14 protein-coding genes are annotated in these 12,786 nt (G+C 62.3%); 11 read left to right on the top strand and 3 right to left on the bottom strand.

What is annotated here, in order from left to right:
- Window positions 1-252 precede the first annotated feature (252 nt).
- Window positions 253-1,107 (top strand): SDR family oxidoreductase, encoded by an 855-nt coding sequence (locus ACGYLO_RS08725; RefSeq protein ID WP_271689201.1) that lies wholly within the window; start codon window positions 253-255, stop codon window positions 1,105-1,107.
- A 98-nt stretch (window positions 1,108-1,205) separates the two neighbouring features.
- Here the strand turns inward: ACGYLO_RS08725 and ACGYLO_RS08730 are convergent, their stop codons facing one another.
- Window positions 1,206-2,222 carry a cation transporter gene (locus tag ACGYLO_RS08730; protein WP_271689202.1) on the bottom strand — a complete coding sequence of 339 codons (1,017 nt, stop codon included), beginning with the start codon at window positions 2,220-2,222 and terminating at the stop codon, window positions 1,206-1,208.
- Complete coding sequence (locus tag ACGYLO_RS08735; protein ID WP_271689203.1) at window positions 2,219-2,974, bottom strand: transporter substrate-binding domain-containing protein; 756 nt, start codon at window positions 2,972-2,974, stop codon at window positions 2,219-2,221. The genes ACGYLO_RS08730 and ACGYLO_RS08735 overlap by 4 nt, the downstream gene beginning before the upstream one ends.
- Before the next feature lie 206 nt (window positions 2,975-3,180).
- On the opposite strand from ACGYLO_RS08735, the gene ACGYLO_RS08740 reads away from it, so the two are divergent.
- From ACGYLO_RS08740 to ACGYLO_RS08785, 10 genes are all read left to right on the top strand, one after another.
- Window positions 3,181-3,876 (top strand): SRPBCC family protein, encoded by a 696-nt coding sequence (locus ACGYLO_RS08740; RefSeq protein WP_271689204.1) that lies wholly within the window; start codon window positions 3,181-3,183, stop codon window positions 3,874-3,876.
- 10 nt (window positions 3,877-3,886) lie between these two features.
- Window positions 3,887-5,074 (top strand): zinc-dependent alcohol dehydrogenase, encoded by a 1,188-nt coding sequence (locus tag ACGYLO_RS08745; protein WP_271689205.1) that lies wholly within the window; start codon window positions 3,887-3,889, stop codon window positions 5,072-5,074.
- 17 nt (window positions 5,075-5,091) lie between these two features.
- On the top strand, window positions 5,092-5,238 hold the full coding sequence (locus ACGYLO_RS08750; protein WP_156505615.1) for a hypothetical protein: 147 nt from the start codon (window positions 5,092-5,094) through the stop codon (window positions 5,236-5,238).
- 135 nt (window positions 5,239-5,373) lie between these two features.
- On the top strand, window positions 5,374-6,087 hold the full coding sequence (locus ACGYLO_RS08755; RefSeq protein WP_276154455.1) for a hypothetical protein: 714 nt from the start codon (window positions 5,374-5,376) through the stop codon (window positions 6,085-6,087).
- Window positions 6,088-6,104: 17 nt separating this feature from the next.
- Window positions 6,105-7,073: a Gfo/Idh/MocA family protein gene (locus tag ACGYLO_RS08760; protein WP_271689207.1), complete on the top strand. Its 969-nt coding sequence runs from the start codon at window positions 6,105-6,107 to the stop codon at window positions 7,071-7,073.
- Window positions 7,074-7,161: 88 nt separating this feature from the next.
- Window positions 7,162-8,766: a flavin monoamine oxidase family protein gene (locus ACGYLO_RS08765; protein WP_271689208.1), complete on the top strand. Its 1,605-nt coding sequence runs from the start codon at window positions 7,162-7,164 to the stop codon at window positions 8,764-8,766.
- Window positions 8,767-8,769: 3 nt separating this feature from the next.
- Window positions 8,770-9,204, top strand: a complete 435-nt coding sequence (locus tag ACGYLO_RS08770; protein ID WP_209217580.1) for a cytochrome c — start codon at window positions 8,770-8,772, stop codon at window positions 9,202-9,204.
- Window positions 9,205-9,207: 3 nt separating this feature from the next.
- Window positions 9,208-9,903, top strand: a complete 696-nt coding sequence (locus tag ACGYLO_RS08775; RefSeq protein WP_271689209.1) for a c-type cytochrome — start codon at window positions 9,208-9,210, stop codon at window positions 9,901-9,903.
- Between the two features lie 36 nt (window positions 9,904-9,939).
- On the top strand, window positions 9,940-11,409 hold the full coding sequence (locus tag ACGYLO_RS08780) for a TrkH family potassium uptake protein (RefSeq protein ID WP_271689210.1): 1,470 nt from the start codon (window positions 9,940-9,942) through the stop codon (window positions 11,407-11,409).
- 10 nt (window positions 11,410-11,419) lie between these two features.
- Window positions 11,420-12,061 carry a TrkA family potassium uptake protein gene (locus tag ACGYLO_RS08785; protein WP_271689211.1) on the top strand — a complete coding sequence of 214 codons (642 nt, stop codon included), beginning with the start codon at window positions 11,420-11,422 and terminating at the stop codon, window positions 12,059-12,061.
- 5 nt (window positions 12,062-12,066) lie between these two features.
- Here ACGYLO_RS08785 and ACGYLO_RS08790 read toward each other — a convergent pair whose 3' ends face one another.
- A complete protein-coding gene (locus ACGYLO_RS08790; RefSeq protein WP_271689212.1) occupies window positions 12,067-12,783 on the bottom strand; it encodes a cytochrome c oxidase assembly protein in 717 nt (238 codons plus the stop codon).
- Between the last annotated feature and the right edge of the window lie 3 nt (window positions 12,784-12,786).

Here is a 12,786-nt window from a genome sequence, read left to right on the forward strand (position 1 = left end):
GCTTACCTGAAAAACCATGGGGCTGATGCTTGGTTCCTTGGCCCGCTGGTGATTGGCGGGGGCTTGCCACCGCTGGAAGGGGGGCGACGCGGAAAGGCGACCGGCCCCTGCGCGCAACACCCGTGATGCGCGAAATTTCTCTCATCCCGCTGCCGCGCTGAAACCAGACCGGCAAAGCGATCATTGCCCCTTTGTAACCCTAGTTTTTTGAACGCCCCGCCCGCGTGGGGCCACAACAGATAGGAATGCACCATGACAGGTCAGAATTTTGATGCCCTCAACACCCCGCAAAGCCAGCCCGGGCGGGAGCATAAGATGGACCCCGCGCCCGATTACACCCCGCGCTACCCCGGTTCCGACCGGCTCAAGGGTAAGGTGGCGCTGATCACCGGGGGCGACAGCGGGATCGGCCGCGCCACCGCGCTGCTCTATGCGCGCGAGGGGGCGGATGTCGCCATCGTCTACCGCAACGAAAGCCGCGACGCGGAAGAGACCAAGCGATTGGTGGAGGCCGAGGGCCGCCGGGCGTTGTTGCTGGAAGGCGATGTCGGTGAGAAAGCCTTTTGCAAAGATGCCGTAAGCCGCACGATGGAGAGCTTTGGCAAGATTGACATTCTCGTCAATGATGCGGGCGAACAGCACGCGCAGGAAAGCCTCGAAGACATCGAAGAAGCGCAGATCGAACGCACGTTCCGCACCAATATCATCGGCATGATCCTGATGACGCAGGCAACGCTGCCGCATCTGAAAAAGGGCGCGCGGATCATCTGTGTCACCTCGATCACCGCCTATAAGGGTCAGGACCTGTTGCTCGACTATGCATCGACCAAAGGGGCGATCCTGTCCTTCCTGCGGGCGATGGCGAGCAAGCTGGCGCCCAAGGGTATTTTGGTCAACGGCGTGGCCCCGGGGCCGATTTGGACGCCGCTGATCCCGGCTTCCTTCCCGGCGGATAAGCTTGAGGAATTCGGCGAAAATACCCCCCTTGGCCGCCCCGGTCAGCCGAATGAGGTGGCCCCGTCGCTGCTGTTCCTCGCCTGCGAGGATTCGTCTTATATGAGCGGGCAGGTGTTGCACCCGAACGGCGGCACGTTGGTCGGCGGATAAGCCAGATGAATGTTGCCCCGCGTGCGATGGCGCGGGGCAAACGCAATCCGGGGGCGTGTCTGTAGGTCAGGTTTATTTTGGACGCGATGCGCCCCCGGTCACCCCACCGGACGCCGCCGGGCGCCGGACCGCAGCGGCAGAGTGCCGTCATCCGCCCCTTCAATCGTGACCGACTCTGCAATCTCAGTCCGTGGCATGATCGAGATGTCGTGAATGCGCCAATGCAGGTCGAGCAGTTCGGCCTCCGCCGCCTCGACCCTCTCGGGCGTAGCACCGTTTTCATGCGCCACGACATAGATCGTGCCGGTCAGAAAGCGCCCTTCTTCGCGCAGGCGCAGGCGGCTTTCGCCGACCCATGGCAGCGCGTTGAAAGTATTTTGCACCTCTTCGATCAGCGGGTCGAACTCTTTATCCTCTATCGTGCGCGGCATCTCATCGCTGAGGTCCCGGATTGCCGCGCCGGTGTGTTTGAAACCGTCGTGCAGCACGTCCAAGGCGATCACGATGGCCGCGACCGCATCGGCCCACCACCAGCCCATCCCGATCCCAAGGATGCCCACGATCCCGGCAAGCCCTGTCATCCAATCTGCCTTGTTCATCATGGCATCGGCATAGAGCGTCTTGTCATGGAGCATCTTGGCGGGCTTCATTTTCAGGTGGCCGAAAATGACCGGCATCACGACGCTATAGGCCAGCGCCGCGATCATCACCCAGCCGAACCAAATGGTGGTGCCGAAAAGCTCGACACTGCCGATGGTGGGGTGCTCCTGTTTGATGAGCGCGATGGACGAGTCGACGATAAGAAAAATCCCGACCCCGCCGAGCGACACGGCGCTGATCAGGTAAGCGATTGATGTGACGCGGATATAGCCCAGTGGGAAACGGCGGTTGGGCTTCCATCCTTCGATCCACGAGCCAACCAGAAAGGCAATGGGCGGCACGAAGCTGAGCAGGTCTTCGATCCACGCGGTTTTCATCGCTTGGCTGCTACCCACTGCAAAATAGATCGCCGCCACGATCGACCCCAAGACCGCAATCCAGATGACCTCAAGCCAGCGCGCGCGGTGCAGCGCCTTCTTCTGCGCCTCGGGCATGGTGCGGATGGAGCGGGTCATGGGGCGGATGCGCGCAAACGCGCCCCGATGGTTCCGGCCTCATCTCGAAGAAAGCCTTCGATCTCCATCAGCCAAGCGTTTTCGCCCTGCTGCACGGCAACGACATGCTGCGCCCGCTGTAGCGTGGTTTCGGTGGCGGTAAGGTCTTTCTCATCAAGTTGCCAATGGGGGACGGCGGCGAGGTTGAGACCTTCCGCCCATTGATCCACCGGAATGCCACCTTCCTTTTCAACCAGCGCGGCAAGGGGCAGGTGGGGCGGTACGAAAACGCGTTGGCCTTCGATGTCATGGGGCAGGGCGTCTGGCCCCCGGCTGCCGATGACAAAGGACTCCTCGAAATAGGGGTAACTCGGCGCGGCACCTTTTACCGGGGTCACGTCCTTGCGGGTGAAACCCCCGATGGCGAGGTCGATGTCGCCCTTCTCCAACCCCTCCAACGCTGCGAAGGCGCCGAGGTGTTTCCACTCGATGGCCACCCCCAAGGTTTCGGCGAAGGCACGGGTCAGTTCGGCTTCGACCCCCTGCGGCGGCTGGCCGTCTGCCAGCACGACCCATGGTGGGTTTTCCGATACCGCCACGGTCATTTTCTGGTCGGAGAGAACGGTTTCGAGGGTGTCTTCCACATCCCGAGGGAACCGCAGGTCGTCGCAAGCGGCGAGCAGGCTTAGGGCAGCGAGGGGGATCAAGATTTTCAAAACAATTGAATTGTCCACGCCTTTGGCACCATGGGGCGTAGTTTCGCGGGGCGTCATTACATTATTCCTTTGGGCCGGATCGCAGGGGACCAACGGGCGGTTTCCCGAAAGGTTCCTGTTACTGGCAGCGCGCCCCCCGTGCGCGATCGGTTGATTTCCGCCGGAGCCGCGCTTTGGAGCCACTTCTTCGGAACACCTGCTGCGACCCTCGCGTTCCAGTTGAAACACTCGGTCTGCCATATTCAGCAACAGGAGGTTTCTTGATGACATCTTATCCTTACGACCAACGCAGCGCCGCTGAGGGCGCGCGGGACGCGCTGACAGAGCGGCAAAGCTCTCTGTTCTGGGGGCTCGGCGTCGGTGCGCTTGCCGGGGCGTCTGCCTATGCGCTCTACGCCGCGCGGCGGGATCGTGACGGGCTGAGCCATCGGCCAGCAGATTCCGCGCCCGGGCGCAGTGCGAAACAGGCGCGTTTCGGGGATTATGCCGTTGTCGGACGCACGGTGACGATCGACCGTCCGCGTGACGAACTCTACCGCCACTGGCGCGACTTCACAAGTCTCTCAGAGTTCATGGAGAACGTGAAGGCGGTCGAGCCGATCGACGCCGCGAAGGGTCAGTTCCGTTGGATGATCGCAGGCCCGGCGGGGACAGACCTGCGGGTCGAGACCGAGGTGGTCAGTGACAAACCGGGGGAAGAGATCGCGTGGCGCGCCCTCGACAGTTCGCAGATTGATACCGAGGGCAAAGTCTCGTTCCGCGACGCGCCGGGCGACCGGGGCACCGAGGTGGAGGCGATCATCGCCTATAACCCGCCCGCCGGGGAGCTGGGGCGCTGGATCGCCAAGCTGTTTCAGGCCGAACCCGCGCTTCAGGGGCGGCGGGATTTGAAGCGGTTCAAAATGCTGATGGAGACAGGCGAAATCGCCACCTCCGCCAATCGCAAATCGGACAAGTGAGGAGAGAGACATGCGCGCATTGACATGGCAAGGCAAGCACGACGTGCGGGTCGATACGGTCCCCGACCCGGAAATCGTCAACCCCCGCGACGCCATTATCGAGGTCACCTCGACCGCGATCTGTGGCTCTGACCTGCACCTTTATGATGGCGTGATCCCCGGCGTCATGGCGGGCGATATTCTGGGCCATGAGTTCATGGGCCGGGTGGTCGAGACCGGCCCCAAGAGCACCCTTAAGAAAGACCAGCGGGTGGTGGTGCCTTTCACCATTTCCTGCGGCTCCTGCTTTCACTGTAAAAAGACCCAGTATTCGGCCTGCGACAACTCCAACCCGGCGGACAAACAGGATTTGACCGAAAAGCAATTCGGCCATGCGGTCGGCGGGTTGTTTGGCTATTCTCATCTGACCGGCGGCTATCCCGGCGGACAGGCAGAATATGTGCGGGTGCCTTTCTCTGATGTGGGGCCGATCGTCATTCCCGAAGGGTTCGACGATGACGATGTGCTGTTCCTGTCGGATATCCTGCCGACCGGCTGGATGGCCGCCGAAAACGCCGACATCGAAGAGGGCGACACCGTCGCCGTCTGGGGCTGCGGCCCGGTGGGGCTTTTCGCCGTGCAAAGCGCGCTCAAGATGGGGGCCGCGCAGGTCATCGCGATCGACCACTACCCGAACCGGCTGAACCTCGCGCGGCAGATGGGGGCGAAGGTCATCGACTACACCCAGACCCATGTGCTGGAGGCGCTGATGGAGATGTCGGGCGGTCACGGCCCCGATGCGGTGATTGATGCGGTCGGCATGGAAAGCCACGGTTTCGCGCCCGATACGATGATGGACAACGTCAAACAAGCGGTCGGCGTCGGTGCCGATGGGGGCCATGTGCTGCGTGAAGCGATCATGGCCTGCCGCAAGGGCGGTCGCGTCTCGGTGCCCGGTGTCTATGGCGGCTTCCTCGACAAGTTCCCCTTGGGCGCGATGATGGAGAAAGGTCTGCAAATCCGCACCGGCCAGACCCATGTGCAGCGCTACACCAAGGAGCTGTTGCACCGCATCGCCGAGGGCGAGATCGACACCCGCTTCATGATCAGCCACCGCCTGCCGCTGGAGCAGGCCGCCAAGGGCTATCACAACTTCCGCTTCGATCAGAACGACTGGACCAAAGTGGTCCTCAAACCCGGCATGCAGGCCGCTGCATAGCAAAAAAGGAGAGTGACATGCCAAACGAGCCAGATCACGCCAAAGAGAAACGCCCGCCCCATCGTGAGCGCCACAATGCGCAGGACGACCACGAGGGCGCGGCGCACCGCCCCGAGGAGTTCGACCCAAAGAACCCGCAAAAGGTGGTGAAGCAAGAGAAGTGAACGGCAAAGCAGCGCGAGAAAATCGCGCTGCTTTTTCGTATCGCCCGGGCATTTTCCGGGCGCCATCTCACGCACGCAGAAGGGGCAGATTAGACCCCGCGAATATTGACCGATTTCATAGAAAGGCAGAAAAGGATGCCACAGTTTCACAAAACCCTATCGCTCATATGCCTTCTGGCCCCCGCTGGGGCCTTGGCGCAAACGGTGGATCAGACAACCACCACAGCCCCAGAGATGGAGCGGAACACCTCCGCCTCGGATTGGAGCCTAGAGGTGGGCGTCACGCCGAAATTCTTTTACCGTCTCAACGATGGCCCCGGTGCCGCCGAAAGCGCGGAGATCGAGGCTTTTGCGGAGGTCGCCTATGGCCCGGCCTATTTCCATGCCCTCGTTCTATCGCTGGACGACCCAAGGGATGACGCGCAATTCGAACTGACGCTGGGCCACCGTGGCGATCTCACGGAGAAACTGGCCTATGACGCCTATTACACCCGCTTTCTGCGCGATGAGACGGGCGATGTGCGCGGCGAGTTGCATGGCAAATTCGACTATAGCGTGAGCGAAGAGTGGCGGGCCACCGTCGATCTGGGGGTCGAGCCGGAGTGGGGCGATTGGGTCTATAAGCTCGAAGGCGGCTATACGTTCAACGACCGCGTTGATGCCTATGCCTTTGTCGAGCGGGACGATATTCTGGATTATACGGGCTATGAGGTCGGGGTGAACTACGATCTCGACGAGGGCAACGCGCCGCTCGATGCGTCATTGCTCAGCTACGTGAACCACACCGAAGGCGGCGACACTGTTTTCGCGGTTCAGATCACGCTGTCACGTTTTCTGTTGGGCGATTGATGCGGGGGGAAACAGTTATGACAACTGACAAGAATTTGGTTCTGCTCGGCGGGGCGCATGTGCATCTGTCCGACCATCTGGCGCATATCGAACAGCGCGGCTGGCGCGTCTCGCATGTTTTCGACCGGGATGAGGCCCGCCAAGAGGCGCTTTGTGGCCAGTTCAAGGCCAGCGGGGTGGCCTTGTCTGACCTTGCCCGATTGGATATGCGCGGCGCAATTGTGTGCAGCGAAACGGTGTTTCATGAGGAGGACATCACCGCCGCTCTGAACGCCGGTCTGCCGGTTTTTGTCGAAAAGCCGATGGCGGGCAGCGCCGAAGCGGCGCGCCGCTGTGCTGACTTGGCCTGCGAAAAGGGCTTGGTCTTGGCGACGGGGTATTTCCTGCGCAAATCCGCTGCGCTCAACCAGCTGCACGAGAGTATCGCGCGGGGCGCATTGGGCCGGGTGTTAGAGGCCCGCGGACGCTTTTCCCATGACGGCGGCTATGCCGATTGGCTCGACCTCGATTGCTGGATGACCGACCCGGCGCGCGCCTGCTATGGCGGGTTCGTGGATGAGGCGGTGCATGTCATCGACCTTTTGCAATGGCTCGTCGGCCCCATCGCCTCGGGCCATGCGGTCACGGGCAACGCGCTTGGTTGGCCGGTGGATGACCACGGCGCGGCCCTGATCCATTTCGCGACCCCACCCGCCACCGGCGTGGTTGAGGCAGGCTGGACGGATAGCGAAATGCGCCTTGAGTTGGACATCGTGGGCGAGGCCGGTTGGGCGCGGTTGCGGGCGGGCGTGCTGGATTTCGGTCGCAGAGGCCAGCAGAAACCGGTCGAGAGCATAGAGCTTCCCCCGCTTGATGCGGGCGAGGGGGTGGAGCCTTTTTTGGACACCTTGGAAGGCAAAGATGCGACCGGCCTCGTGCCGCCGCAGGACGCCGCGCAGGTCAATGTCCTGCTTGATGCAATGAAACTCAAGCGCGGCGGATCGTGATTTTTCCGACCTTCTTGGAACAATGACCAACGGCGGGCGTTCTTTCGTTAATTGGTCAAAAAATTTACCTGAAATAGGAGCGGTCTTTATGTCCCACCCCTCCAACGTCCGGCCCCCATCACGGCGCGATCTTTTGAAAATGATCGGTCTGGCCGCTGGTTCCTCCACCATGCTGCACGCCATGTCCTCCCTCGGGCATGCCCGGCAAAGCCCTTACAAAGGCCCCATCGAACTTTCCGGCGCGCCTCAGGGGCGCAAGGTTGTTGTGCTGGGGGCGGGTCTTGCGGGCATGTGCGCCGCGCTGGAACTGCGCAACGCGGGCTACGAAGTCAGCATCCTAGAGTATCAAAAGCGCGCCGGGGGCCGCTGTTGGACCCTCAAAGGCGGCGATGAATTCGAAGAATTGGGCGGCTATAAGCAAAAGGTCGAATTCTCCAAAGGGCAATATATCAACATCGGCCCGTGGCGCATTCCGCATCACCATCTGGCGCTCTTGGACTATTGCCACCGGTTGAACGTGCCGCTGGAAGTATTCGTTCAGGAAAACCAAAACGCCTATCTCCATTCGCAAACGGCATTCGACGGCAGACCAATTCGCTATGGCCATGCTTGGGCGGATTACGTGGGCCAGATCACGGAATTGCTGGCCAAATCGGTCGATAAAGGGCGGCTTGATAGCGCGCTGACCAAAGAGGACACTGAGATCCTTTTGGAATCCCTGAAATCCTTTGGCATCCTGAACAATGATTACAGCTATGAGGCCAGTCTCGATACCGCTGAATACCGCGGCTATCCTGAGAATGGCGCGCCGGGCGGGGGGCTTTACAACGCCGCGCCTGAACCTTCTGAGCCGATTGCCTTGGAAGACCTGCTGAAATCCCGCTTTTGGGAGAAGATGCGCAACCACACGACCTACCGCCACCATGCGCCGATGTTCCAGCCCGTGGGCGGCATGGAAGAGATCGCCCATGCCTTTGCCCGTGAGGTGGAGGATACGATCACCTATAACGCCAAGGTTGACCGGATCCGGCAGACCGAAAGCGGGGTCGAGGTGGAGTATTCCAGCGCCGATGGCGAAGGCGAGGGCGGGGTTGAAACGGCGGATTACTGTATCTGCACCATCCCCTTCACCGTGCTCAGCCAGCTTGATGTCGATGTCTCTGCCGACATGCGCCGCGTCATGCGGGCGCTGCATTACCATGAGGCGGTGAAAGCCGGACTTGAGATGAAGCGCCGCTTTTGGGAACGGGATGAGCAAATTTACGGCGGCATCACCCTGACCGACCTGCCGATTGCCGAGATCAGCTATCCTTCGGCTGAGATGCATTCCGATGGGCCGGGCGTGCTGCTGGGCTGCTATGCCTATGGGCCCCATGCCTATGCCTTCAACTCGATGTCGCCCGAAGAGCGGCTGGAAACCGTCTTGGAGCAGGGCGCGCGGATCCACCCGCAGTACCGCGATGAGTTTAGCAGCGGTGTGGTGCTGAGCTGGCACCGGGTGCCGTGGATGCTGGGCTGTTACTCCGATTGGGATGACCGGGGCCGCGATTATGAGATCGCCGCGACCATGGACAACCGTTTCGTCTGCGCGGGGGAGCATATCAGCTATCTGCCGGGGTGGCAGGAAGGCTCTCTGCTCTCTGCGCTGGATGCGGTGCGACAGGTCCATGACCGCGCGGTGAAGGAGGGTTGAACCATGCGTTATCTGATCTTTCCCCTGCTCATGGCGCTCGCCACGCCGAGCCTTGCGCAGGAGGACAATTCTCAGGTCGATGCCGGTCGGCGTGATCTAGGCTCCACCACAGAGAAATTCACCGATAGCGAGGGGTCCGATCTTTACCGCCGCGCCTGTTCGGGCTGTCACGGGCCAGAGGGCGAGGGGGCATATGGCGCCGGGAAATACCCCGCTTTGGCCGCCAACCCACGGCTGGGGCACAAGCGCTATCCGGTCAACCTGATCCTTGAAGGCAATGGCGCCATGCCAGCCTTTGCCGATTGGCTGGATGATGAACAGGTCGCCGCCATCGTGTCCTACATCCAAACCAACTTGGGCAATGACTACGAAGGCGATGTCACCGCCGAAGAGGTCAAGCGTATGCGGGCCGAGTTCGCCGATCTGGAGGAGGGGTAGACCATGCGACTTTCAATTCTTGTTCCCTTTGCCACCTTCGTCGCCTGTGCTGCCGCGGCGCAGTCTCCGCCACCGCTCTTCGACGACGCCGATGATGGCGGCGTGGAACGTGCCCCGGATACCGCTTTGGGCCGCACCGTCGCCTCGGGCGGCGCGCAGCAGGGCGGCGTCGGCATGAAATGCATGGCCTGCCACGGGCTGGATGACGCAGGCGCAGGCTTGGGCGAAATGCCCGGTCTGGCCGGGCTGCCTGCCGATTATATCGAAGCGCAGCTTCAGGCCTTCATGGCGGGTGAACGGTTTTCCCCGATCATGGTGCCCATCGCCACGCAGTTGACCGAAGAAGAGCGTTTGGCCGTGGCGGATTACTACGCCTCCGTCGCGCCGAAACTGTCCAAGTTCGATCACGGGGCCCCGCCGGATGTGGTGCAACAGGGCGGCGCGCTTGCGGCCTCGGGCAGTGACAGCGTGCCAGCCTGCAACCAATGTCACGGTGGCAGCGACACAAGCGGCGCGGCGATCCCGCGTTTGGCGGGGCAATCGGCGCAGTATATCGCCGATCAACTGGTGGCTTGGCAGAACGGCGACCGGGCGAATGGGCCGCTTAACGTCATGGAAGACATCGCCAAATCGCTTAGCGATGAGGAAATCCGCGCGGTTGCCCTATACTACCAACAGACGCCGCCTGATGCGGAATAAAGCTACACCACTACGGATACAGATGGCCCCAAGCTGATGGCAATTCGCCCGGCCTCTTTCTTCCGGTCGGGATCCTCGACCGTGATGACCGTCGCGCGGCCGCGTGTAATTGCGCTGACCCTCGGCAAACACGCGCCGATCTTTGGCGCGTTGTGCCTGCCGCCCGGTGCTTGGGCCTTGGCCGAGGGGGACTTGCCGCTAGCGCTGGTCTTGCTCGCGCCGGTTGTCCTCTCGGGCATGGTGCATGTCACGGTGCGGTCGCGCCCGCTGCCCGATGATCTGCGCGGGATGGAGGCGATGATGACCGTGGCTTTGGTCTTTCTCATCGCCGCGCTGTTGACCACACCCGCTTTCGTTGCCCTTGGCATGCCCCCCATAGATGCGTTTTTCGAGGCGGTGAGCGGCATCACCACCACCGGCCTTACCGTCGCGCAGGAGGCGGAAAGCTGGCCTTTCGCGGGCCATGTCCTGCGCGGCTGGATGCAGTGGTGCGGCGGTCTGGTGATCGCTACGGCGGTGCTGGCCCTACTGCTGCCGCGGGGCCGCCCGGCGCGGCGTCTGGGGCGGGTCGATATCCAGCAGGGGGATCGCATTTCATCGACCCGAGAGCAGGCGCGGCAGCTTCTGACTGTCTATAGCGCGCTGACCTTGGTCATGGTGCTGCTCACCATGCTGGTGATCCCCGATTGGCGTGAGGCATTGGTGTTGACCCTCGCCGCGATTTCGACCGCAGGATTTTCGCCCCGCCCCGACAGTCTGGCCAGCTATTCTCCGCTGGGGCAGGGCATGGTCATCCTGTCCTGCGTCTTGGGCGCGATATCGCTGCTGGTCTTTGTCTTTGTCGGCCAGGGGCGGCACCGTGAGGCTTGGAAGCTCGGCTCGGTCCAGCGGGTGCTGGTGGCGATTGCGGTGGCCTTGGTCATTTACCTCGCCGCGGTGCTGACCACCTCCCAAGATCGCGAGCTCAGCCTCTACGCCCATGCGCTGAACCTGATTTCGGGGCTGACGACGGCGGGGTTTTCCACGGGCCCGGTCTATGATGCCGGTCCTGCCTTGCTGATCCTGTTGCTGGCGATGCTCTGGGGCGGCGATGCCGGATCGACGGCGGGGGGGCTAAAGCTCAGCCGTCTGCATGTCTGTATCGGGGCAGTGGTCCATGCGGTGCAGCATGTGCGGCTGACGGAACATGCCATCGCCCCCCTGCGCCACAGTGGCCGGCCCGTGTCGACCGAAGCGGTCGTGTCACTTTTGGCGCTGGTGCTCATCTACTTCAGCTTTGCAGGGCTCTTGTGGTTTCACTTCGTGGCCCATGGCTATGCCCCGTTGCCCGCCTTGTTCGACACGATTTCAGCGCTTTCGACCGTGGGCCTCTCAACCGGGGCGGTGGGGGCGGACATGCCCGGCGATCTGAAACTCTCGGTCGCCTTCGCCATGTGGCTGGGCCGATTGGAATTCATCGCGGTGCTGGCGCTTTTGCTGCCACGCAGTTGGACCCGCCCGAGTTAGGAGATTACCCATGCGTATCGTCATCATCGGCGCGTCGAGCTTTGGCCTCGCCATTGCGGAGGAGTTGATCGAAACCGACCGCGAGGTCGTGTTGATCGACAAGTCGCGCGAGTTGTTGGAACAAGCGGCAGAGCGGATCGACTGCGGCATGATAGAGGGTGACGGCAGCAACCCCGATGTGCTGCGCGAGGCGTTCCGCGACGAAGATGACGTGTGCATCGCCGTGACCAATGCCTCCGAGATCAACATCCTCGCGGCGCTCATTGGTCGGTCCATCGGCTATGGCCGCGTGATCCCGCAGATCACCTCGAACGCGCTGCTGCGGGTCTGTTGCGAGTTGGGCTTGGACGACGTGATCAACCCCCATGCCAAGGTCGCCGAAGACATCGTGGATATGCTGACCGGCGATGACGAGGCAATGAAAGAGCCGCTGCTACAGGATGATCTGCTGCTGACCCGCGTCACCGTGCCCGAGCGTTTGGCCGGGGAGCGGTTGGACCTGCCGGGCCAAGGCCGCGTTGTGGCCCTGATCCGGGATGGGGAAGAGCAATTGCCGGGGCGGGATGTCACCATGCAAACGGGCGACGTGCTGATCGTGGTTCTGCCGCGCGACAGGCAGGAAGACCTGACCAAAGCCTTCGCGGCAGGCTAACCCGCTCAGCCCGCGCTTTGGGCCAAGCTGTCGTGCCGCAGCAGTTGCCGCACTTGAAGCGCCACCAGCACCATGAACAGCCCGCCGCCTGCGACCCACATCAACGCGCCCGCCAGTTGCTGGTCAGCCAAGGCGGAAAGCCCATAGGGCAGGGCGGTCAGCTCGTGCCAGCCATGCCACGCCGTGGGGGCGAGGGTGAGGGTCACCGCAAAAGCGGTCAACTGTGCTGCGGTAAAGACCGCAGGCACCGCCGCCTGCGCCCCGGCACCGCGAAACCCCATGAAAAGCGCAATCGCGCAGCCCGTCAGCGACAGATGCATCGCCCAATAGACAAGGTCGGACTGCAAGGTCGCCGCATAGGGCGTCGGGCTGTGCCACCCCCAAAACAGCAGGGCAAAGACCAAGGCGAGGGGCCAGAGCGGCAGCCGTACTTTCGGCAGTGCCGCCGCGATCAGCGGTGCGGCGATGAGGGTGAGCAGAATATGTTGCCCCACCCGGGCCGAGAACAGCGCCATTGAGGCCGCGCAGAGCGGTGAGATGAACAAGAAGGCCACCAGCGCCGCACCGCTCAGCGCTTGGCCCCGCCGCTCGGCCCGCGTCCAGAGCAGGGCCGCAAATGCCACCAGCCCGACCAGCAGAAAGGGGTCGAGGGTCCAGCGGGTCAAAAGCTCTCCGGGGAGGGGCGGTGTGCCGCAGAATGGGGTATAGGCGTCCTGTTGCATGAG

This window comes from Sulfitobacter sp. 1A13353, from assembly GCF_043557255.1.
Classification (GTDB): Bacteria; Pseudomonadota; Alphaproteobacteria; order Rhodobacterales; family Rhodobacteraceae; genus Sulfitobacter; species Sulfitobacter faviae.